This window comes from Frankia sp. AgPm24 (genome assembly GCF_023243055.1).
GTDB lineage: Bacteria > Actinomycetota > Actinomycetes > Frankiales > Frankiaceae > Frankia > Frankia umida.
Genome location: NZ_JALKFW010000210.1, coordinates 102,354 through 124,411, shown reverse-complemented (window position 1 = coordinate 124,411; position 22,058 = coordinate 102,354). Strand labels below are relative to the sequence as shown.

Here is a 22,058-nt window from a genome sequence, read left to right as displayed (position 1 = left end):
GGTCAGGCAGGCCTGGTCACGCTGCCGGCGTCGGCGGCGAGCTTCGCCCGCCACGCCTTCTCACGTTCGATGGCGGACGCGAACCCGAGGGCGATCGCCGGGTCGAAGTTCTCGTCCGCGTAGGTGCCGACACAGCCGAGAATCCGGTCGATCTCGTCGGCCGACACGGCGGCCAACGGCACCTGGCCGGTGAGGAAGATGTCACCGACCCGGTCGATGGAGAAGTGCACGCCGTAGGTGCGCGCGTTGCGCCCGAGCAGGAAGCCGTAGGTACCGGCGGTGTTCTCGGCCGGCGCGCGCATGAAGAACGCCTCGACCAGCAGGGTGTGGTCCTGCACGACGAGCCAGGTCATGGTGCGCAGCTTGTGCTCGCCCTCCAGGGTGACCAGGAACGAGCCGGTGCCGACGTGTTCGAAGGCGAGCTCCAGGTCGGCGAGGGCGGTCGCGATCACGGCGTCGAGCCGTTCACGTTCGGGCGCGTCGATGGGTGCCGTCATGGCGCGGTTCCTCCCCGCTCGTCGCGGCGGTGAAGCCGGATCCGGTGCAGCCGGATCCGATCCTCGCACGCCCCCGCCCCCACCCGCTTACAGTCCCTACCGGTCCACGGTCCCTACCGGTCCACGGCGTGACGGGCTCGGCTCAGACGGCCACCGCGGTCGGGTGCAGCGCGTGCTGGTAGCTGTGCAGCACCCCGCGGGCCGTGGCCGACCAGCCGAAGCTGGCGGCCCGCTCGATCGCCCCGGCCGCGAGCCGGGCCCGCAGCCGGGGCTGGCGCAGCAGGCGGTCGAGCGCGTCGGCGTAGCGCAGCGGGTCGTGACCCGGCACGAGCAGGCCGGAGACACCGTCGGCGACCGCCGTGCGCAGCCCACCGACCGCGGCGGCCACCACCGGCGTGCCGCAGGCCTGCGCCTCCAGAGCGACCAGACCGAAGCTCTCACTGTGACTGGGCACGACCACGGCGTCGGCGGCCCGGTACCAGTGCGCGAGCTCGGGTTGCGGCGCCGGTGGCTGGAACCGGACGAGGTCGGAGATACCCAGGTCCGCCGCCAGTTTCACCAGCGCGTCGGGCTGTTCCAGACCGGCGCCGCTCGGGCCACCGACGACGGCGACCGACAGCCGGGCGCGGCGGCTCGGATCGCGGCGCAGCAACTCGGCGGTGGCGTGCAGCAGGATGTCGGGCGCCTTCAACGGTTGGATGCGTCCGACGAACAGCAGCAGCTCACCATCGGGCTCCAGGCCAAGCCGCAGCCGTGACCGGGCCCGCGACGCGGCGATGTCCCCGGGTCGGACGGTGCCGCCGCCACCCCTGCCACCCGGGCGGAAGACGGTCAGGTCGACACCGGGGGCGACGACATCCACGCGGTCGGGTGCCGCGCCGTAGAGACCGATCAGGTGGGCGCGTTCCTCGGCGGTGGAGGCGATCAGCCGGGTGGCGTCGGCGACGACCTCCTGCTCGCCGTGCAGCCGCCCGGCGGGTTCCGGGCGGTCACCGACGGCCAGCGCATCGTTCTTGACCTTCGCGAGGGTGTGCGAGGTGTGCACGAACGGCACCGCCCATCGGCGGGCGGCGGCCCGGGCGACCTGCCCGGACAGCCAGTAGTGCGAGTGGATGAGGTCGAACCAGCCCGGCTCGTGCCCGGCCTCGGTGCGCAGCACGTCCGCGGTGAACGCGCACAGCCACGCCGGCAGGTCCTCGCGGCGGACCTCCTCGAACGGCCCGGCGTCGACGTGGCGCACCGTCACTCCGGGCGCGAGCTGCGCGGTCGCCGGCACCCGGCTGCTGACCGCCCGGGTGAACACCTCGACCTCGACCCCGTGGCGCGCCAACTGCCGGGACAGCTCCACCACGTACACGTTGAGCCCGCCGGCGTCACCGGTGCCCGGCTGCTCCAGGGGTGAGGTGTGCATCGACAGCATCGCCACCCGCCGCGGGTGGGCCGCACGCCCCGACTCGCCGCGGATCAGACGCACCGCGCACCCCCGTCCGGCAGCGCCCACGGCATACCTTCGTCCGGCGATGGTTGCCGCGTTCGCCCAGTACGACCGTCGTTGCTGTGGACCAACACGAGAACCACCGTTCTACCCGTCCAGTTGTCCGGTCAACTGATCGGACGTGGCCGATCCGTCGCCGTGGACCGGGAATCTCCCGATCCTTGCAGGTCAACGCGGCGGGGTGGCGCTCTGTGCCGGATCTGTCGTCACGATCCTGTAACGAATCAGACGTCCCGGTGGCCCGCCGACCGGCCCGAAGGAGGGCACCTGGCGACGGTGGGGGAGCCGGACCGCACCGTCCCCGTCCCACCGGTGGGGGCGATCTGCGACGCTGGGCGGATGGTGAACCCCCGCGGCGGGCGGCTCGCGGCGGGCCGCGCGCGTGCCCTTGGGCTCCCTACCCGGGGGACGACGGCGCCGAACCGGCTGCGCCGGGTCGACCGCTGGTTGGCCGACGTGGCCGGCCCGCTCCTGCGCGGCAGCGTCGACCCGCTGGTCGTCGACGTGGGCTTCGGGTCGTCCCCGGTGACGACGGTGGAGCTGTACGAGCGGCTGCGGGTGGTGTGCCCGCGGGTGCGGGTCCTTGGTCTCGAGCTTGACCAGCAGCGGGTCGCGGCGGCGCGCCCGGCGGCCCGGCCACCCGGGCTCACCTTCGACCACGGCGGGTTCGGGCAGGTCGCGCGGGACGGGCAGCCGGTGGTGATCAGGGCGTTGAACGTGCTGCGTCAGTACCCGGAGCCGGCCGTGGCCGGGGCGTGGCAGGCGATGGCCGGCCTGCTCGCGCCCGGCGGGCTGCTCGTGGAGGGCACCTGCGACGAGATCGGTCGGCGGGCCTGCTGGTTCGGCCGTCCGGCCAGTGCCGCGCCACCGCGGTGGCTGGCCGCCGCCGGGCGGATTCCGGCCGGGCCGACGCTGACCCTGGCCGCACATCTGCCGAGCCTGCGCCAGCCGTCCGAGCTCGCCGAACGACTCCCCAAGACGCTGATCGCCCGCAACGTGGCGGGGGAGGACATCCACCGGCTGCTCGAGGAGCTGGATCAGGCGTGGGCGCGGGCGGCGGCCAGGGCGGTGTTCTCGCCACGGCAACGCTGGATCGCCGCGGTGCTCGACCTGCGCGCGGGGGGTCTCCCGGTCCGCGGGGACATGCGCCGCTGGCGACTGGGCGAGCTCACGGTTGACTGGCCGCCGCCAGTGCCGCGGTGAAAGCCTGGTGGACGCGCGCGTCGAAAAGGACGAACCGGATGTCCCGCACGTTCGTCGTCGCGGTGAGCACACTCGTCACCGCGAGGCGGGCGGCGTCGTCCAACGGCCACCCGTACGCCCCGGCGCTCACCGCCGGGAACGCCACTCCGGACGCGCCCAGCTCGTCGGCGACCCGCAGCGCGTTGACGTAGGCCGAGCACAGCAGATCGGAACGATCGTCGCGTGGGTCGTGGATCGGCCCGACGACGTGGATGACATGCCGGGCCGGGAGTCGCCCGGCGGTCGTCGCCACCGCCTGCCCGGTCGGTAGGCCATCGGGCAGCGTGGTGCGGCGCAGTTCGCGACAGGCCGCGAGGATCCGCGGCCCTCCCGCGGCGTGGATCGCACCGTCCACCCCGCCGCCGCCGAGCAGGCTGTTGTTCGCGGCGTTGACGATCGCGTCGATCTCGACGCCGGTGATGTCACCCTGCTCCAGCCGTACCCGCACCATGGCGCCCATTGTCGCACCGGGCCGATCGCGCCGGGTGCGAAGGGGAATCATCCGGGCGCGGATCGTGGCGGCACGGGCGCCTCGGGGAGGGGCTCCGGGGGCATCGCGGGTCACGCTGTGGCGCGATTGCGCTTAGCCTGATCCTGCGATCCGATGGGAGGCGCCTTCGCCGGACGGGCGACAGGAGTGGAAGGAGCGGCGGTGATGACGGCAGATTCGCGGCTGGTGGTGCTCGGGTTCGACAGCCTCGAACAGGCCCGGGAGGCGTGGGTGCTGGGGCGGCGGTTGCGCCGTCGCCGCCGGCTCGACGTCGTCGACGGGGCCCTGGTGTGGCGCGATGACGCAGGTCAGATCACGATCCACCGGTTGGCCAGCCCGCCGCGCACCGCGGCGTTGGGCGGCGCGGCCTGCGGCGGGGTGCTGGGCACCCTGTTCTTCGCCCCGCTGATCGGCCTGGGGCTGGGGGCGGGCCTGGGCGCCCTGATCAGTCGGGTGCTTGGGCCGGGGGTGGACGAGGCGCAGATCCGGCGGGTCGCCGGGCATCTGCAACCGGGCCGGGCGGCGGTGTTCGCGCTGGTCCGCCGGTCCGGCGAGGAGGCGGTCGACGAGGTGGTCGCCGCCCTTCGGCCGCACCGGCCACGGGTGATCATGAGTACCCTGCCGGCGAGCCGGGAACGACACCTGGCCGAGGCACTGGGCCGCCGGGCCGCGCCGGCCTGAACTCCCCTGGCCGGGCGCCGACGGACCAGCGCCGTCAGTGGACCAGTGCCGTCAGCGGACCAGCGCCGTCAGTGGATCAGAGGGCCGGCGGGCGCAGGGTCGGCGCCACCTTGTTGAGCACTTCCAGGTCGTCGGACCTGGGCTGCCACTCGCCGGCGGTGGCGTTGGCCCGCACCTGGCTCGCGGTGGTCGCACCGGCGATGACCGAGCTGACGCCGGGCTGCGCGGCGAGACCGCCGATCGCCACGTCCAGCAGCGAGCGGTCGCGTTCACGGGCGAAGGTCTCCAGGACCTCGAGCCGGTCGAAGAGCTCGTCGGTCAGCAGATCCTGCCGGCTGGCCAGCCGGGTGCCGGCGGCCGGGGCCTCGTCCCGCTGGTACTTCCCGGTGAGCAGGCCGTTCTCCAGCGGGTAGTACGGAATGACCCCGATGCCGTACTTGAGCGTGGCCGGGACGAGCTCCGCCTCGACGCCGCGTTCGAGCATGCTGTAGTGGTTCTGTGCGGAGATGAACCGGTTGGTGCCCGAGGCGCGGGCCGTCCACTCGGCGTCGGCGATCTGCCAGGCGTCCAGGTTGCAGGAGCCGACGTAACGGATCTTGCCAGCTTTGATCAGCTCGTCGAGTGCCTCGAGCGTCTCGTCGATCGGGGTGAACGGGTCCGGTCGGTGCAGCTGGAGCAGGTCGATGTAGTCGGTCTGCAGCCGGCTCAGCGATCCCTCGACGGCCTTGCGGATGTAGCGCCGCGACGTCCGGGCACGGAAGTCCTGGCCGTAGATACCGGCCATGTCCCCGCCGAACTTGGTGGCCAGCACAACCTCGTCACGACGGCCGCGCAGGACGTGGCCGAGCTGGGTCTCCGACCCACCCTTGTTTCCGTAGACGTCGGCCGTGTCGAAGAACGTGATGCCCACATCGAGGGCGGCGTCGACGACCGCGCGGGTGCCGTTGAGATCCACCCGTGAGCCGAAGTTGTTGCACCCCAACCCCACCACAGATACAAGCAGTCCGGATGATCCCAGCGAGCGATAGCGCATGCCCTAAATAGTGCACACCCGATCGGGGCCCGTGTTCACCAGGTCCACGGACCACGATCGGCTGCGCTGTGCTAGCGGCCGTACCTGCGGCTCCCACTGGCAGTTGTGCCTGGGTTGATGTTCGTCAGTTCTGCGGGACGGCGTCGACGATCGCGCGCCCGACCGCCGTGGCGGCGTGGCGGGTCGTGGTGCGGGCCGCGCGGGTCTGGCTCACCGCGGTGCGGGTCCGGTGCACGGCCTGCTCCGTCGCCGGACTGCGTCGCAGGCTCGCCACCCGGCGCTCACCGCGCGACGCCCACGCGTTGTAGAGATCGGTGGCCCGTCCCTGAAGGTCGGAGATCTGCGAGGTGACCGTGCCCGGCAGCGCGAGGACGGCCGTGCCGACCTGCACCGGGACCCGGGCGGCCTGCACCGGCAGGGAGCCGACCCGATCGGAGATCCGACGCACCTCGTTGCCGGTGGTCGTCGGCAGGGCGCGCAGCTTCGCGACCGCGAGGTCGGCCGCACCCACCGAGGCGTAGAGCGGCTTGCGCACCTCCGCCAGCGGCACCCGGACCTCGGCCTGGGCTCGGGCGGTGTCCCCCCGCACGCCGGCTCCGGCGCTGGCACTGGCCCGAGCGGTCGGCCGGGTCGGGCTCGTGCGGCTGGCCGGTCGGCTCGACCCGCGGGTCGTCGTGGACCGGGTCGTCGTGGAGCGGGCCGACGCGGGGGTGCGCGTCGTCGAGGTGCGCGTCGTCGACGTGCGGCTGGTCGAGGTCCGCGTGCTCGGGACGGTCGTCCGGCTCGACGACGGGCCGCTGTTGGAGGTGTTCGTGCCGCCCACGCTCGCGGCGGCACCGGCGGTGGGCGTCGTCACGCCGCCACTGGTGCTGGCCGGGCCGCTGGTCGACGCGGCGGCGCTGGTCGGAGCGTCGGAACCGCTGGCGGTGGGGGCCGAAGCCCCGGTGGAGGTGGAACGGGCCGGCGTACTACGGCCGTTCGTGCTACGGGTGGTGGCCATCAGGACTCCCTCAGTGGTCAGTTCGTGTCGTCGTATCGCGCTTCCTGGGTTCCGGCCGGCGCGCCCGATGCGCGACCCGGCGGTGGGTCAGGGGATGGCGTTGGGAATGCGCGCGGTGGTCGGACTGGTCAGCCTTCGGGCTGCTCGGTGCCCCCGGGCGTCGCCGCCGGGTCGACGTTCGGGGCCGTGCTGGTCCTGGGCGCCGCGTCGGGTTTGGGGGCGGTGCTGGTCCTGGGCGCCGTGTCGGCCCTGGGCGCCGCGGCGGGCTTGCTGGCCGTACCGGAGGCCCTGACCGCCCTGGCCGATCTGGACGTTCTGGTGCTCCTGGGCGTCGTGACGCTCGTACCGGCCGCGCTGGCTGTCGCCGCGGTACCCGTGGTCGCGGTACCCGTGGTCGCAGTGCCTGTGGTGGCCGTGCGACGGGGGGCCCGGGGGGTGGTGCTGCGGACCTTCACCGGTGTGCCGGTGGCGACGGGCCGACCCGCGCCCGTCTGGTCAGCGGTGGCAGCCGGTCGCCGGTTGGCTTCGCTGCCCGCGGGTGCGGTGCCCGCCGCGGTGGTTTGCTTTTCCGCCGCCGCGGTGTGGTTGGCGACGGCATTCTCCTTGCAGAACGCCTCGTAGATGTCGAGGACGACCTGCTTCTGCCGTTCGGAGAGGGATTCGTCCGCGAGGACGGCGGCCATCACGCTGTCGCCGCCGTGTCGTTCCTCGAGAATTCCCGCCTGGACGTAGAGCGCCTCGGCCGAGATGCGCAGGGCCTTGGCGATCTGCTGGAGAATCTCCGCGGATGGCCGGCGCAGACCGCGTTCGATCTGGCTCAGATACGGGTTGCTGACCCCGGCCTGTTTGGCGAGCTGACGCAACGAGATCTGGGCCGTGCGGCGCTGATCCCGAATAAAGTCGCCGAGCTCACGGACGTTCAGGGCCGACACCAGAACACACGCCTCCTCCGCCGGGCGACCGGCCGCCATCGCCGCCTCTCACCGGGGACGGTGCGCGAGCGCCGCCCGACCGGCGCACCGGCGCGGGGGCCGGAACAACGCGGCATCAACACCGGCGACGATACGTCGCGCTGCTAACTCTGGCAAGCGCGCCAGTTAGCGGTATCCGTCCGGCGTCGTCGCGAGCCAGAGGGAAATGTGCAGGTGGGAGAGGTGCTCCTGCCCCGTGGGCCCGCTTGCGGGCGCCCTAGCTTTCGGCCTGGGCCAGCCATGCACGCTGGGTGGCGAGTGCCGCCTCGGCCTGCGCGATCTCCTTCGTGCGCCCGGCGGCCTGTGCCTTGGCGAGCTTGTCCTCCAGCTTCGCCACCGACTCCCGCAGTTTGGTGACGAACGGGGAGGAAGCCACCGACTGCTGCTCCCAGCGGGCGTCCGCGGCATCGCGCAGCCGGTCGCCGATCGCGGCCATCTGCCGTTCGAGCGTGCCGGCCGACTCGCGTGGGACCCGACCGATCTCGTCCCAGCGGATCTGCAGTTCGCGCAGCCGACGCAGGGAGCGGTCGATGTCCTCCAGGTCGAGGGCGTCCGCCTCCGCGAGCACCTGCTCCTTCTTGACCTGGTTCTCACGCAGTTCGGCGTCCCGCTCGGCGTTGGCCTCGTTGCGCCGGTTGAAGAAGATGTCCTGGACCTCGCGGAACTCGGCCCACAGCGCGTCGTCGACGTCCTTGGCGGCCCGGCCTGCGGCCTTCCACTCGGTCAACAGCGCCCGGTAGCGGGCGGTGGTACCGACCCAGTCGGTGGAGTCGACCAGCACCCGGGCCTCGGCGATGATCGCTTCCTTGCGCTCCTTCGAGCGGCTTCGCTGCGTGTCGAGCGCGGCGAAATGCGCGGTGCGCCGCCGGGTGAACTCCTCCCGGGCGGAGACGAGGCGCCGCCACAGGGCCGAGTCGGTGCGCTTGTCGAGCGAGCCGACGGCACGGAACTCCTCCGCGAGCGTGCGGAACCGCTCGCCAGCGGACTTCCATTCGGAGCTCTGCCCGAGCCGCTCGGCCTCGGCGACCAGTTCCTCCTTGGCCGCGAGCACGCGGGCACTGCGCTCGGCCCGCTCGGCGGCCAGCGCGGTGCGGCGGGCCCGGGTGCCCTCGATCACGGTCTCGAGCCGGGCCCGCACCGCGTCGAGGTCACCCACGACGGCCGCGGTGGGCAGCGAATCCAGCAGCCGACGGGCCGTGCCGGCCACCCCGGCCGGGTCGACGCCGGTCAGCGTGAGGCGCCGCTCCAGCAGCGTGACCTCAGCGCACAGATCGTCGTAACGGCGCTGGAAGTGCGCCAGCCCCTCGTCCGGACTGCCGGCGCGCCATGATCCGACAGCGCGCTCCCCGTCCGCGAGGCGAACGTAGACCGTGCCGTCATCAGCGACGCGCCCCCAGGCGGCGGCGGTGTCGGATTCGCTGCGGTCGCTCATGGTGGTCCCGAAGATTGATGGTCCGAAGATCGGCTGATGGTTGGCTGTCATTCTTACAGGCGAAGAGCCCAGAGGGGACAGCCGCCGCGGATCGGCTCACCGCGGGCCCGTTGGTTCGGTTTCGACCGCCAGCCCTTGGAACCCAGCGCGACCGGGGTCAAGATACGTGACGGGGACGAGTCGGGCGAATGCCGGTCGCGAGGGCCGGGCGGCCGGGCCAGCCCGCATGGTCGAGAGGGTCTCGCCTGATGCGTATCCGTCGGATGCTACCGCTACTTGTCGCTCTCGGCATGATTTATCTCACGGCGTGTGGCGGTGGCGGATCGGCCGGCTCGGCCGGAGACGGGCGTCCCGCGGCGCGTTCGGCGACACCGGCCGTCGACGATCCGGCTGGCGCCAGAGCCTCGGCGGCCTGCGCGGCCCAGGTGCGGACGCTGCGACTGGTCACCGAGGACATCTACGGCGACGTGGCGCGGGCCGGCGCGGCGGCGATGCGCAGGGCCCATCCCGGGCTCACCGTCGACGTCGTCGCGGATGCCCATGACGACCCGTCGCTGGCCGCCGCGATCCGCGCCGACCGGGTCGCGGGGCGCGGCGTGGACGTGGCAGCCGCGGGGCTCGCGATGCTGCCCGAGATGGCCGGCGACCTCGGCGCCCAGCAACTGTCCGCGCGGTCGCTGCGGGCCTCCTACGACCAGCGCGCGCTCGGCCTGGGCACCGTGGCCGGCCGGCTGGTCGGCATCCCGACGCAGCTCACCACACTGGCGCTGGTCTACAACCAGGACCTCCTGGAACGGGCCGGGGTCGACCCGAAGACGCTGTCGGACACCGACGGCGTGCTCGCCGCCGCCGAGCGGATCAGGGCCACCGCAGGAGGCATCCAACCGCTCGACGTGATCACCGACGGGCAACAGGGCCAACTGCTGCTCGCCACCCTGGCCAACTCCCGTGGCATCCCGCTGCAGGACGACGCCGGCCGCCCCACGCTCACCACCGCGGCCACCCGCGAGGCCGCCGCGTTCCTGGCCAGGATCGGTGGTTACGGTCCGCAGCCCGACCTTCCCATCCTGGCGCTGGCGCGCTTCGGGCCGCGCCGCCAGACGGCGATGCTCGCCATGGACCTCCGCGCGCTCACCGGCAACCTGAGGATCGTCGCTGGGGACGGTACGCGGGGCCCGCGGATCGGCATGGTTCCCTTCCCCGTGCTGCCCGGCGGAACGTTCCATCCGGTCGCGCAGGGAAACGCGCTGAGCGTGCTGGCCACCGACCGCTGCCAGCGGGAGATGGCGACGGAGCTGGTGGTCACGCTGTTGTCACCGGAGTTCGTCGCCGGCGACACCCGGGCGTCCAGCTCCATCCCGCTCGACACCGCGGCCGTCGGTGCGCTGTCCGCCTTCTACGCCACCTACCCGCAGCTGCGGGTCTTTCTCGGCACGGTCGGTTCGCTGGTCCGTCCGCCCTCCTGGGGCGGTGCGCTCGGCGGGCAGGTGGCCGGTGCGCTCAGCGGTCAGGTCGCCCGCCTGCTGCGCGGCGCGGATCCGAGCCAGAGCCTCGCTGCCGCCCAGACCGAGGCCGAGAACCTGACCCGATAGTCACAATTATTCATCTGAATACGGGTCAACCTCGGTTTCGAGGGAGAACCGCGGTCGGATGCGGAAATGCGTGACGTCGGGCCGGAGATATGATTTGCTTCCCGTCAAAGGGAATCGGGTGGTGTCAGAGGTTCGCGGCAGCGGTTCGGGTGGCAGTGGTTCGGGTGGCAGTGGTTCGGGTGTCGGTGTCGAGGTGTGGCGTGGCCTGCGGGAGACTCCACGTGTACGTGGGGTGCGGGTTCGGGTGTCCGGTTGGGCGTCCGGGTGGGTGTTCGGACGCATAGGTCGCTCAGGTACCCGTTGCTGTGGTCGTGGGGGTCGTTTCGGGTGATGAGCGGCCATTCCGGAGATGAGTTCCCGGTTGGGGCGTGCATTCACCGCCAACAGTGGTCCTTCCGTAACCCCTGTGCACGCATCGCGCCGGGGTAATCACTATGGACACCAGGATGTCGCGACATAGCGTTAGTGAGCGCTCACGGAATTCGCCCAGAGGATCCGACTCGAGGAGATCGTCGATGCTGACGGATAACGCGCACGCCTGCACACATCCGCTCGCATTCGTCCGCGCCCAGCGCGGTTGGTCCTACCAGCGACTCGCCCGCGTAGTTGCTCGCCGTGCCCGTGACCTGGGGGTGGCGAACATGGCGGCGGAACGGCAGAAGGTCTGGCGCTGGGAGCACCGCGGTGTGGTGCCGGACCGGGTTTCCCAGCTGGCGCTCGCCGCCGAGCTCGGTGTGCCGAACGACCGGCTGGAATCGCATCCCTGGCCCGCCTGGCTGCCCACCGGCGACGCCGTCCGGACCGAGTACCCCTGGACCCCGGGCGGCAGCGTCACCAGCCTGATGGACGTCGTCGAGGATGCCCTGTCCGACCGGCGGGGCTTCCTGACGATCACCGGGGTCGGGGTGGCCGAGCTCGCGTCGCAGTGGCTTGGGCTCGAGCCCGCGGAGCTCTCCGTCGCGTTGGCCGGCGGCCGGGTCGACGACCAGATCGTCAACCGGATCGAGCACAACATTCCGGGCCTGCGGGTGATGGACGAGCGCCTCGGTGGGGAGAGCGTGCGCCGCCTGGTCGACGCCGAACTCGGCCTGGTCGCGGACCTGCTCGTGCGCGGCTCCTACACCGAGCGGGTCGGGCGCCACCTGCACACGGTGGCCGCGGAGCTCGCCCGGTTCGCCGGCTGGGTCTCCTTCGACGCGGGTTTTCACACCGCCGCCCAGCGGTACTGGACCACGGCGCTGCACTGCGCGCACTCGGGCGGTGACCGCATGCTTGGTGCGAACGTCCTGAAGAACATGTCGCTGCAGTGTGTCGACTTCGATCGTCCGCGGGAGGCGGTCGAACTGGCCGAGGCCGCGGTGGCCTGCGTCGGCTCGGCCAGCAGCAGGGTCAGCGCCATGCTGCACATGCGACTGGCCCGGGCCTACGCCGCCACCGGCGAGACCTCCGCCTGCACGCAGGCGATCGTGCGTTCGGAGGAGGGCATGGCCGCGGCGGCCCCCGAGGAGCCGGCCTGGGCGGACTACTTCGACGACGGCGAGTTCCTGGCCCAGGTCGGCAGCTGCTACATCGACCTGGGGCACCTCGCCCAGGCGGACCGCTGGCTGGACCGTTCGCTGCAGGCCCTGCCGGTCTCCCGGGCCCGGGACCGGGCGACCTACCTGCTGCGACGGGCGTCCGTCCAGATCGATCTCGGCAACGTCGACCAGGGCTGCGCGATCACCCGGGAGGCCATGCCGATGCTCGAGGCGACCAGGTCCAAGCGCAACGCGCGTCGCGCCGACGAACTGCGGCGGCGACTACGGCGACACAGCGGCGACCCGCAGGCGCGCGAGCTCGATCAGGCGCTCTCCCGGTCCTCCTGACGGTCGCCGCCAGGGCGGCTGGCGGACCAGGCGGCGGCAGAGCAGGCGAGAGCGGACTGGGGAGCAGGACGGGCCCCGGGGCCGGGTGGCTCAGGAGGAGCGGAGCAGGCGTCCGGCGGGGCGCTTCGGCGTGGCGGGGGACTCGTCGCTGTCGGGGTCGATCGCGGCGGCGATGGGTGCGCCGTCCGGATCGGTGACGACGAGGGCGGTGTCCCCGGCGACGGAGCGCTTCACGATCGCCAGGGCGATCGGCCCCAGTTCCGCGTGCATCTCGGAGGTCCCGACGAAGCCGATCTCCCGGCCCGCGGCCGTCACCGGCGAACCGGCCGCGGCCACCATCCCGTCCAGGTGCAGGAGAACAAGCCGGCGCGGTGGACGACCCAGATTGTGCACGCGGGCGACGGTCTCCTGGCCCCGGTAACACCCCTTGTCCAGGTGGACGGCGGTGGTCAGCCAGTCCACCTCGTGCGGGATCGTGCGATGGTCGGTCTCCCGGCCAAGCCTGGGGCGACGGGCGGCGATCCGCTCCGCCTCGAACGCCGCGAGCCCCGCGGGCACCGCACCGACGTCGCGCAGCCGCTGCGCCGTCCGGGCCAGCGCCGACCGTTCGACGAGCAGGTCCAGACCGTGCGGCAGCCGCCGCACCAGGACGCCCCCGGCCACGCGGATGACCGGGTACGGACCCACCGTGGGGGCACCGGTCGGCTCCGGGGACAACGGATCGGGCAGGCCGAGGTCAGCTCCCAGGGCCGCGTCGCCCTGCGCGGACAGGGCGGCGGCGACCACCAGGGACGCCTGCGGCCCGAGCACACTCAGGACGGCCCAGCCGGCGGTGACATCCTCCGGTTCGACCCGCAGCATGAAACGCATCGACTCCAGATAGCGCATCAGCCCGGCGGCGGTGCCCGGCTCGACATCGATCCAGGTGGCCGAACCGTCATCGGCGAGCACGAGGTGGTGCTCGACGTGCCCCTGCGGGGAGAGCACCAGCGCCTCGCTGCCCCGCAGCTCGCCCAGACCGGACAGGTGCTGCGAGGTGATGCTGTGCAGCCAGCTCAGCCGATCCGGCCCGCCAACCCGCACGACACCGCGATGGGAACGGTCGACGAGGACCGCACCGGTGACCGCGGTGCGCTGCTCGCGCAGCGGATCACCGTAGTGCGCGGCCACCGGACCGTCGAGGCCCTGGCCGGCGACGGCACCGGGCAACCCGAGCAGCGGGGACGCCGCCCCCGTGGCTGCGGTCGACTCGGTCGGGCCCGGCTCGGGTTCGGCGCTCATGTACCGAGTCTAGGTCGCCGGCCGGGATCAGCCCGGTCGCGATCACCGGACGGGCGGGCACCGCGGTGTCCCCGCCAGCCGGGTGTCATCCGGGTGTCATCCGGGTGTGGGCCGGGGCCGGGGCTGACCTGGCAGTCCTCGCGGGGTCGCGGACGACGCTCGTTTGTTCCCGTCCCAGGGTGTCGTGAGCGTCCCAGTCGCCCCGGCGAAAAAGGCGTTGCGAGGGGCCCCCCGGGCCGCGTAGCGTTCTCGGTACACGAGAAGGGAGGTGGTCCACGCTTTGTATGCTCATAGGACTCGTGAGGTGACTGTCCGCTAGCCGGTCTCGTGGTCCTCACCTCTGGCCGTAGCCCACGGGCACCGGCACCGGCGAGTACCAGGCAGATCACCCGACCCCCGGGCGCCGTCGACAAGTTCCGACGGTCCTCGCTCCGCGCCTCGGCGCGGGCGGGGAAACGCCCGGGGGTCGCTTGCGTTCCGGCGTGGTTCTCGGCCGGGTGCCTCTTCGGTGGGGCGCCCGCGGGCATCCGCGGGCGAACGGGCCGTCGGTGACCGGCCACGACAGGGGCGCCGCCGGCACCGGGCCGTTGTCATGGCGGCAATGCTGGCCGAGAGCCGGGGCGGACGGGCAGGATCTCGGGTATGCCGACTCTCGTCCTGCTCCGCCACGGTGAGAGCAACTGGAACCGTGAGAACCTGTTCACCGGCTGGGTGGACGTCGACCTGTCCGACAAGGGTGTCAAGGAGGCCGCCCGCGGCGGTGAGCTGCTGCTGGAAGCCGGTGTGCTGCCGGACGTGGTGCACACGTCCGTGCTGACCAGGGCGATTCGCACCGCGTGGCTGGCCCTGGACGCCGCCGGCCGAACCTGGATTCCGGTCCGTCGCCACTGGCGGCTCAACGAACGTCACTACGGTGGCCTTCAGGGTCTGAACAAGGCCGAGACCCTGGAGAAGTTCGGCGCCGAGCAGTTCCAGCTCTGGCGCCGTTCCTACGACACGCCCCCGCCGGAGATCGGGGCGGACCAGGCCAGCGGGATCGACGAGCGTTATGCCGATCTTGCCCCCGACCTGATCCCACGCACCGAGTGCCTGGCCGACGTGGTCGCCCGGATGCTGCCCTACTGGTACGACGCGATCGTGCCGGACCTGCGGGCCGGCCGCACCGTGCTGGTCGCCGCGCACGGCAACTCGCTGCGGGCGCTGGTGAAGCACCTGGACGGGATCAGCGACACCGACATCGCCGGGCTGAACATCCCGACCGGCATCCCGCTGCGGTACGAACTCGATGACGACCTTGGTGTCATCAGCTCCGGGTACCTGGACCCGGACGCCGCGGCGAGCGCGGCGGCGGCCGTCGCCGCGCAGGGCTCGAAGAAGTGACAGCGAAGCCGTAACGGAGCCGCCGGCGGGCCGACCCGACAGGTCGTCCACCAGGCCCGCGCGTGGTCGCGGGCCTGGGCACGCCGCCGGCGCCGCCGGCCGGACCGGCCTCGCCGGTCACGCCGACGCGATCTCCCCGGTGACCAGGTAGATCACCCGACGCGCGACCGACACCGCGTGGTCGGCGTACCGCTCGTAGTAGCGGCCGCACAGCGTGATGTCGATCGCCGCTTCCATGCCGTGCGGCCAGGGCTTCTCGATCAGCACGTGGAACAGGGTGCGGTGCAGCCCGTCCATCGTGTCGTCGTCGGCCTCGAGCTGCTTGGCCAGGTCGGTGTCGCGGCTGGCGATGACGGAGCCGGCCTTGGCCACGATGCGCTGGGCGACCTGGCCCATCTCCAGCAGCGTCCCGCGCAGCTCCGGTGGGACGGCCCGCCCTGGGTAGCGGCGGCGCGCGACCTTCGCCACGTGCAGCGCGAGGTCACCCATCCGCTCGAGGTCGGCGACGATCCGCAGCGTGGTGACCATGATGCGCAGGTCGGTCGCGACCGGGGCCTGCCGGGCCATCACGTCGAACGCGCGCTCCTCGATCTCGTTGCGCAACAGGTCGACGGTCTCGTCGCCGCTGATCACGTTCTCGGCGAGCTGCAGATCGGCGTCCAGCAGCGCGGTCGTCGCCCGCGCCATGGCCGAGGCGACCAGGTTGGTCATTTCGATCAGGGACTGGTCGATGCTGTCAAGTTCGTCGGTGAAGGCGTCCCGCACGGACGGCTCCTTGTCTTCGTTGGGTGGGGCTTCGCTGGGTGGTCTGCACGCGGTGGATCTTCGCGGAACGGGTCTTCGCGCAACGGCCTTCGCCGGGCGGTTCACGGACCAGAGTGGACGAGGCGGGATCGACAGGCGAAGGCGTGTGGATTCATGAGATCACAGCGGCGGCGCGGGTAGGACACGCCGAACCTTGACGATGCGGTGCAGCTCTCGCGGTTCGGTGAACGTCGACGATAGGTCCGATGAACAACGGGCGACGATCGGCGTTGGAGGACCGCACAGCGATGCCCAGGTGGCATGGCGGCACCTAGCATGCGGCGAGTGGGTGACAGGTCGGTGGATGCCGTGACATGCCGTGTGCTTCACGTGAAGTCGACTGTCTGTGCTGACCGTCCCGCTTCGGCGGACGGATGTCCCGAGGATGGACGATGACGCTGGTACCCGGCCGCACACCGGCGCACGCCGAACCAGGTGGGGGCGCGCTCGACGGCGTGCTCCTGCCCCCGAAGCTCATCCGTCGAGTGATCTCCGGGCTGCCGACCGGGCTGGTCGTGCTCGACGCGACCGATCGGGCGGTGCTGGTCAACACGGTCGCCCGCCGGATGGGTGTGGTCCGCGACTACGAGATCGCCGTCGCCGAACTCGCCGATCTGGTGCGTTCCACCCGCCTGGCCGGACGCGACCACGAACGTCAGATCGACCTGCCGCCGGTGCCCGAACCGCCGCTGACCCGGCCGCGTCCCGACCAGGAGGCGCTCGCCGTGCGTACCCGCGCACGCCTGCTGGACTCGACTGGTCATGTTGCCGTCATCCTCGATGACATCACCGAGTCACGTCGGGTCGAGGCGGTGCGGCGCGACTTCGTCGCCAACGTCAGCCACGAACTCAAGACGCCCGTCGGCGCGCTGCACGTGCTCGCCGAGGCGGTCGCCGCGGCCAGCGAGGACCCGGTGGCCGTGCGCCGGTTCGCCTCGCGGATGACCCGGGAGTCCGACCGGCTGGCCCGGCTGGTGCAGGAGATCATCGACCTCTCCCGGCTCCAGGGCGCCGAGCCGCTGCCCGACCTGCGCCCCCTGCTCACCGGCGAGCTGCTCACCGAGGCGGTCGACCGCAACCGACTGCACGCCCAGGCCCAGGAGATCTCCCTCGCGGTGATCGGGGACGGTGCGCTGCACGTGCTCGGCGATGAGGGGCAGCTGGTCACCGCGGTCGCGAACCTGCTGGAGAACGCGATCAGCTACTCGCCGCGAGGCACCCGCATCGTGCTCGGTGTGCGCCGCAGCGGGACGACGGTCGAGATCTCGGTGGCCGACGAGGGCATCGGCATCGCGGAGAAGGACCTCGAGCGCGTGTTCGAGCGCTTCTACCGGGCCGACCCCGCCCGCTCCCGGGCCACCGGCGGCACCGGCCTGGGCCTGGCCATCGTCAAGCACATCGCGACCAACCACGGTGGAACCGTCACCGTCTGGAGCTCCGAGGGGGCCGGCTCGACCTTCACCATCCGCCTGCCCCTGTTCGCCAACGCCGCGGCGACCGCGACGCCCTCCGCCGGGATCGCCGTCCCCGTGGTCGTCGTCCCCGGTATCGCCGACGTCGGTGCCAGCTCGGACGTCGGTGCCAGCTCGGACGTCCCGGATGTGTCGGACCCCGGTGACATCCTCGATGCGCGGGAGATCCTGGCCGCGTCCGTCCAGGATGTGCCGGGTTGGGAGGCGTCCGTCCGGGACGAGGGTGCCACCGAGGTCGACGGCGATCAGGCCCGGGGCGATCATGATGCTGCGTTCCGGGGGGAACGCGGGAAGCGGTCCGGGTCGGCCGGTCCGTCGGACGGGACATGGGGAGCGATCGGGTGACCCGGCTGCTGGTAGTGGAGGACGAGGAGTCGTTCTCCGACGCGTTGTCGTTCATGTTGGAACGGGAGGGTTTCGAGGTGGGCGTCGTGGCCGATGGTCCCAGCGCTCTGGCGGAGTTCGATCGCCGTGGCGCTGACCTGGTCCTGCTCGACCTCATGCTGCCGGGGCTGTCCGGCACCGAGGTGTGCCGCACCCTGCGGACCCGTTCGAGTGTGCCGATCATCATGCTCACCGCGCGCGACAGCGAGATCGACAAGGTACTCGGCCTGGAACTGGGCGCGGACGACTACGTCACCAAGCCGTTCTCGTCGCGCGAACTCGTCGCGCGGATTCGAGCGGTGCTGCGTCGCCGCTCGGAGACGGAGGAGGTCTCGGACACGACGCTCGAGGCCGGGCCGGTGCGGATGGACGTCGAACGGCACGTCGTCACGGTCGAGGGCGCGATGGTGACCCTGCCGCTGAAGGAGTTCGAGCTGCTGGAGATGTTCCTGCGTAACGCCGGGAGGGTACTCACGCGGGGGCAGCTGATCGACAGGGTGTGGGGGTCCGACTACGTGGGTGACACCAAGACCCTGGACGTACATGTCAAGAGGCTTCGGACGAAGATTGAGCGCGAACCCGGGAACCCGCGTCACCTCGTGACGGTGCGGGGCCTGGGCTACAAGTTCGAGCCGTGACCGCTGGCCGGTCCGGCGGAGGGGCGGTGTTCGGGTGCTCGGAGGCGTTCGTCCGGCGGGCTGGTTCCCGCTCGGGTCGCATCGTGCGGCCGCGCGGTCGAGAGTCGGCGAGTCGGACCGTCCCACCACGGTGGCCACGGCCGGGCCCGCGGATGCGGCCGAGCCGGCCGATCCGGTGGAGTCGGCGGGAGCGGGGCTGGTCGCAGCGGTCGAGCTGACCGGGCTGGTCGACCCCGCGGGCCAGATGCCCGCGGGGGAGCCGGGCTCGCCGGCCGCGCCGGGTTCCGACCCCGCCGCGTCGGACGGTTCCGTGCCGGATCCGGCGGCATCCGGTGGGTCGGTGCCATCGGGTGGGTCGGTGCCATCGGGTGGGTCGGTCGTGCTGGCCGGGGCGGTGGTGCTCGCCGGGGATGGCGTCCTGGTGCGGCCCGCGGGCGCCGCGCGCCCACGGGCGGGCGTCGGCGTTGGGCCGCTGCCGGCCGGGCCGCATCCCGGCCCGATGCGGATGGGCGTGATCGACATCGGGTCGAACACGGTGCACCTGCTGGTCGTGGACGCCCACCGTGGCGGGCAGCCACAGCCGGCGGCCAGCGTCCGGGTGCCGCTGCGCCTCGTCGAACTGCTCGAGGCCGACGGCTCCCTGGGTACCGAGGGGGAACAGGCGCTGACCGCGTGCGTGCGGGACATGCGTGAGCAGGCCGAGGCGCTCGGGGTGCAGGATCTCGCGGCGTTCGCGACGTCGGCGCTGCGCGACGCGAGCAACGGCGACCAGGTTCTCGCCCGGGTCCGGGCGGCGACCGGGGTCGGGATCGGGATGCTCTCGGGCGAGGAGGAGGCCCGACTCACCTTCCTCGCGGCGCGGCGCTGGTTCGGCTGGAGCGCCGGGCGGCTGCTGGCTCTGGACATCGGTGGCGGCTCGCTGGAGATCGGCGCCGGCATGCACGAGGATCCCGAGGTCGTCGCCTCGCTGCCGCTGGGCGCGAGCCGGCTCACCCGCGACTGGCTGGCCGGCGCGGACAACGACCCGCCCCGACGCGCCGACCTCGCGGAACTGCGGCGCTACGTGCGGGCGCAGATCGCTCCGGTCGTCGCCACGATCTACCACCTCGGCGAGCACACCCGGGTGGTGGCGACGTCGAAGACCTTCCGTTCGCTGGCCCGGATCGCCGGCGCCGAACCGTACAGCCGCGGCCCCTACACCCGCCGGGTGCTGCGTCGTGACGACCTCGCGGACGTCGTCACGAAGATCACCCGGATGACCGTCGAGGAACGGGCGGCGCTCGCCGGGGTCTCGGCGAGCCGGGCCGGGCAACTGGTCGCGGGCGCGATCGTGGCCGCGGAGGCTCTCGATCTGTTCAGCGTCGAGGAGGCGGAGATCTGCCCCTGGGCGCTGCGGGAGGGAGTCATCCTGCGCCGGCTCGACTGGCTCAACTCCGGCTGACAGTATCCGCCCATAAGGGGAAAAAAGTACTTTTCGGGTTGTGGGGGATTCGCCGGGATGCGATGATGATCGGATGTGGCCGCTGTCACGTGCGATATCAGGCTATGTACTGTCGGTGGACGAGCCGCAGCATGGGCGAACCCGCGGCGATGGCCTAGCCTGGACGAGGAAGGCACCCGGCAGCTCCGGCCGCCGGCTTCTACGGCAGGGAGATGGATTGCGGGCGAGGCGTCCGAGCACACGACCGGCCGATGCGGCCCGGTCGGATGCCGCCGGCCCGCCCCCGTCCCAGGCGCCGCTGCCCGAGCCCCCATCGGCCGACTCGGCCGTCTCCCGATGGCCGGTTCCAGTCGGCTCCCGCACGCCGGACCCGACCCCGCCCCTTTCGGCTCCGCCCCCCTCAGCTCCACGCCCCTCGGCTGGGCGGGTTGGCCGTCCGGCCATCGTGACGGCGCGGCGCGAGAGCGGTTCGACGCTGCGGGTACCGGCGGCGCGGGTGGCGCTGTCCACCGCGTCCACCTATCCCGAGTCGACGGCGTCCGCGTTCGAGATGGCCGCCCGGCTCGGCTACGACGGTGTCGAGATCATGGTCTGGACGGATCCGGTCAGCCAGGATCCGCAGGCGCTGCGTCGCCTGGTCGACTACCACGGGATACCGATCCTGGCGATCCACGCGCCGTGCCTGCTGCTGACCCAGCGGGTCTGGGGCACCGATCCGTGGGCCAAGCTGGTGCGCGCCCGCAGCGTCGCCGAGACGCTCGGCGCCGGGACGGTCGTCGTCCACCCACCGTTTCGCTGGCAGCGCGACTACGCGCGTGAGTTCATCACCGGCATCGAGCGGATGGCCGGGGAGACCGACGTCCGGTTCGCGGTGGAGAACATGTTTCCGCTGCGCGCCCGCGGTCGGGAGGTCTCGGCCTACGCACCCGACTGGTCGCCGGTGGACGACGACTACGCCCATGTCACCCTCGACCTCTCCCACACCAGCGTGTCCCGTTCCGATGCCATGGCCATGGCCGGTGAGCTCGGGGAACGGCTCGTCCACGTGCATATGGCCGACGGTATGGGCTCGGCCAAGGACGAGCATCTCGTCCCGGGACGGGGCACCCAGCCCTGCGCCGAACTGCTGGAACAACTCGCCACCAGCGGATTCGACGGCACGATCGTGGTCGAGATCAACACCCGGCGGGCCGAATCCCGGGTGCAGCGCGAGGCCGACCTGGCCGAGGCGCTGGCCTTCACCCGCCTGCATTTCGCCGCCCCCGCGCTCGCCAGCGCCGCGAACACCAGCGCCGCGAACACCACCACCACCACCGACAGCGGCACCGCCAGCACTCCCGGCGTTCGGTCGTGATGACCGTCCGGCCAGGTGGTTCGCGACCCGGTGGGGGCTGACAGCGGCCGAAGCCCTCGGCACAATCAGGCCGTGACCGGTGCTCGTACCGCCACCGGCTCGATCTTCGACGCGCTGGCGGACGCGTACGCGGCGACACGCCCTGGTTACCCGGAGCAGATCCTGCTCGACATCGAGCGGATTCTTGGACGGCCGTTGGCCGGCGCGGATGTCGTCGATGTCGGGGCCGGTACGGGCATCGCCACCCGGCTGCTGCTGCGGCGCGGCGCGCGGGTCCTGCCGGTCGAACCCGGGCCGGACATGCTTGCCCGGCTGCTCGCCGCCACTCCCGGGCTCCCCGCGGTGCGTGGGGACGGTGAGGCGCTGCCGCTGCGCGCCGACGCGGTCGACCTCGTCTGTTACGCCCAGGCCTGGCACTGGGTCGATGTGCCGGTCGCCGCCGCGGAGGCCGCCCGGGTGCTGCGGGGCGGTGGCGTGCTCGCCGTCTGGTGGAACGACGTCGACGCGTCGGATGCCCGCTGGTGGCAACGTCAGCAGGATCGACTCGAGCGGATGAGCCCCGGCTACCGGCGCGACTACCGCACCCGCCCCTACGCCGACGAACTGCGCTGGACGGGCCACTTCGAGGAGGTCGTCACCCTCACCGGGCGGTGGCAGCGGCGGATCGCCCTCGAGGACTACCTGACCTGGCAGCGCTCGAAGTCCTATGTGGCAGCCATCGGCGCCGACCTCGACGAGTATCTCGGGGCCGAGCGCGACAGCGTCCTGCGCGCCTTTCCGGACGGGATCGTCGTCGAGCCCTTCCGTACCCTGTTGGTGATTGCCCGCGTCCCGGCGCGACCCGGGTCGTCGACGCCCGTCGAGTAGTACGAGCCGCCCGGAGGGTAGCTGTTCGGGTACCCCCGCTCGGCTATCTCCAGGTGTAACGCGGGACGACCTTCGAGCACCCCGATAGTGGTCCCGTTTTGCTTTGGATGTGCGCTTGTTTGTAATGAATCGAATACGT

Annotated in this window: 19 protein-coding genes; 10 read left to right on the top strand and 9 right to left on the bottom strand. The window is 72.2% G+C overall.

The window, feature by feature from the left end:
• Positions 1 to 2: 2 nt before the first annotated feature.
• Positions 3 to 497 (bottom strand): YbjN domain-containing protein, encoded by a 495-nt coding sequence (locus MXD61_RS22480; RefSeq protein WP_248815411.1) that lies wholly within the window; start codon positions 495 to 497, stop codon positions 3 to 5.
• A 142-nt stretch (positions 498 to 639) separates the two neighbouring features.
• A complete protein-coding gene (mshA, locus tag MXD61_RS22475) occupies positions 640 to 1,917 on the bottom strand; it encodes a D-inositol-3-phosphate glycosyltransferase (protein ID WP_248815441.1) in 1,278 nt (425 codons plus the stop codon).
• A 414-nt stretch (positions 1,918 to 2,331) separates the two neighbouring features.
• Here mshA and MXD61_RS22470 point away from each other — a divergent pair, with 414 nt between their 5' ends.
• Positions 2,332 to 3,195, top strand: a complete 864-nt coding sequence (locus tag MXD61_RS22470; protein ID WP_248815410.1) for a class I SAM-dependent methyltransferase — start codon at positions 2,332 to 2,334, stop codon at positions 3,193 to 3,195.
• Here the strand turns inward: MXD61_RS22470 and MXD61_RS22465 are convergent.
• Positions 3,161 to 3,685: an O-acetyl-ADP-ribose deacetylase gene (locus MXD61_RS22465; protein WP_248815409.1), complete on the bottom strand. Its 525-nt coding sequence runs from the start codon at positions 3,683 to 3,685 to the stop codon at positions 3,161 to 3,163. The two genes, MXD61_RS22470 and MXD61_RS22465, sit on opposite strands and share 35 nt — an antisense overlap.
• 204 nt (positions 3,686 to 3,889) lie before the next feature.
• Here MXD61_RS22465 and MXD61_RS22460 point away from each other — a divergent pair, with 204 nt between their 5' ends.
• A complete protein-coding gene (locus tag MXD61_RS22460; protein WP_248815408.1) occupies positions 3,890 to 4,405 on the top strand; it encodes a DUF1269 domain-containing protein in 516 nt (171 codons plus the stop codon).
• Between the two features lie 76 nt (positions 4,406 to 4,481).
• On the opposite strand, the gene MXD61_RS22455 is transcribed toward MXD61_RS22460, so the two are convergent.
• The 4 genes from MXD61_RS22455 to MXD61_RS22440 form a co-directional block, all read right to left on the bottom strand.
• Complete coding sequence (locus tag MXD61_RS22455; RefSeq protein WP_248815407.1) at positions 4,482 to 5,438, bottom strand: aldo/keto reductase; 957 nt, start codon at positions 5,436 to 5,438, stop codon at positions 4,482 to 4,484.
• 124 nt (positions 5,439 to 5,562) lie between these two features.
• Complete coding sequence (locus MXD61_RS22450) at positions 5,563 to 6,438, bottom strand: hypothetical protein (RefSeq protein WP_248815406.1); 876 nt, start codon at positions 6,436 to 6,438, stop codon at positions 5,563 to 5,565.
• 128 nt (positions 6,439 to 6,566) lie between these two features.
• Positions 6,567 to 7,409 (bottom strand): helix-turn-helix domain-containing protein, encoded by an 843-nt coding sequence (locus MXD61_RS22445; protein ID WP_248815405.1) that lies wholly within the window; start codon positions 7,407 to 7,409, stop codon positions 6,567 to 6,569.
• Between the two features lie 217 nt (positions 7,410 to 7,626).
• Positions 7,627 to 8,841, bottom strand: a complete 1,215-nt coding sequence (locus MXD61_RS22440) for a DUF349 domain-containing protein (RefSeq protein ID WP_248815404.1) — start codon at positions 8,839 to 8,841, stop codon at positions 7,627 to 7,629.
• A gap of 290 nt (positions 8,842 to 9,131) precedes the next feature.
• On the opposite strand from MXD61_RS22440, the gene MXD61_RS22435 reads away from it, so the two are divergent.
• Both MXD61_RS22435 and MXD61_RS22430 read left to right on the top strand, forming a co-directional pair.
• Complete coding sequence (locus tag MXD61_RS22435) at positions 9,132 to 10,433, top strand: extracellular solute-binding protein (protein WP_248815403.1); 1,302 nt, start codon at positions 9,132 to 9,134, stop codon at positions 10,431 to 10,433.
• A gap of 515 nt (positions 10,434 to 10,948) precedes the next feature.
• Entirely contained in the window at positions 10,949 to 12,298 is a 1,350-nt protein-coding gene (locus MXD61_RS22430; protein WP_163550314.1) for a transcriptional regulator, read from the top strand.
• A gap of 90 nt (positions 12,299 to 12,388) precedes the next feature.
• Here the strand turns inward: MXD61_RS22430 and MXD61_RS22425 are convergent, their stop codons facing one another.
• The gene (locus tag MXD61_RS22425) at positions 12,389 to 13,579 is read right to left on the bottom strand and encodes a folate-binding protein YgfZ (protein ID WP_248815402.1); all 1,191 of its coding nucleotides are present in this window, start codon (positions 13,577 to 13,579) and stop codon (positions 12,389 to 12,391) included.
• Positions 13,580 to 14,221: 642 nt separating this feature from the next.
• Between MXD61_RS22425 and MXD61_RS22420 the strand changes: the two genes are divergently transcribed.
• The gene (locus MXD61_RS22420; protein ID WP_248815401.1) at positions 14,222 to 14,959 is read left to right on the top strand and encodes a phosphoglyceromutase; all 738 of its coding nucleotides are present in this window, start codon (positions 14,222 to 14,224) and stop codon (positions 14,957 to 14,959) included.
• Positions 14,960 to 15,076: 117 nt separating this feature from the next.
• On the opposite strand, the gene phoU is transcribed toward MXD61_RS22420, so the two are convergent.
• The gene (gene phoU, locus MXD61_RS22415; RefSeq protein WP_248815400.1) at positions 15,077 to 15,724 is read right to left on the bottom strand and encodes a phosphate signaling complex protein PhoU; all 648 of its coding nucleotides are present in this window, start codon (positions 15,722 to 15,724) and stop codon (positions 15,077 to 15,079) included.
• Positions 15,725 to 16,155: 431 nt separating this feature from the next.
• On the opposite strand from phoU, the gene MXD61_RS22410 reads away from it, so the two are divergent.
• The 5 genes from MXD61_RS22410 to MXD61_RS22390 all read left to right on the top strand — a co-directional run bounded on the left by MXD61_RS22410 (position 16,156) and on the right by MXD61_RS22390 (position 21,919).
• On the top strand, positions 16,156 to 17,580 hold the full coding sequence (locus MXD61_RS22410; protein WP_248815399.1) for a cell wall metabolism sensor histidine kinase WalK: 1,425 nt from the start codon (positions 16,156 to 16,158) through the stop codon (positions 17,578 to 17,580).
• Positions 17,577 to 18,257, top strand: a complete 681-nt coding sequence (locus MXD61_RS22405) for a response regulator transcription factor (protein ID WP_163549896.1) — start codon at positions 17,577 to 17,579, stop codon at positions 18,255 to 18,257. The genes MXD61_RS22410 and MXD61_RS22405 overlap by 4 nt, the downstream gene beginning before the upstream one ends.
• A 130-nt stretch (positions 18,258 to 18,387) precedes the next feature.
• A complete protein-coding gene (locus MXD61_RS22400; protein WP_248815398.1) occupies positions 18,388 to 19,698 on the top strand; it encodes a Ppx/GppA phosphatase family protein in 1,311 nt (436 codons plus the stop codon).
• Positions 19,699 to 20,143: 445 nt separating this feature from the next.
• Positions 20,144 to 21,052 carry a sugar phosphate isomerase/epimerase family protein gene (locus MXD61_RS22395; protein ID WP_374629385.1) on the top strand — a complete coding sequence of 303 codons (909 nt, stop codon included), beginning with the start codon at positions 20,144 to 20,146 and terminating at the stop codon, positions 21,050 to 21,052.
• A gap of 72 nt (positions 21,053 to 21,124) precedes the next feature.
• Positions 21,125 to 21,919 carry a class I SAM-dependent methyltransferase gene (locus MXD61_RS22390; protein ID WP_248815397.1) on the top strand — a complete coding sequence of 265 codons (795 nt, stop codon included), beginning with the start codon at positions 21,125 to 21,127 and terminating at the stop codon, positions 21,917 to 21,919.
• The last annotated feature ends 139 nt before the right edge of the window (positions 21,920 to 22,058 follow it).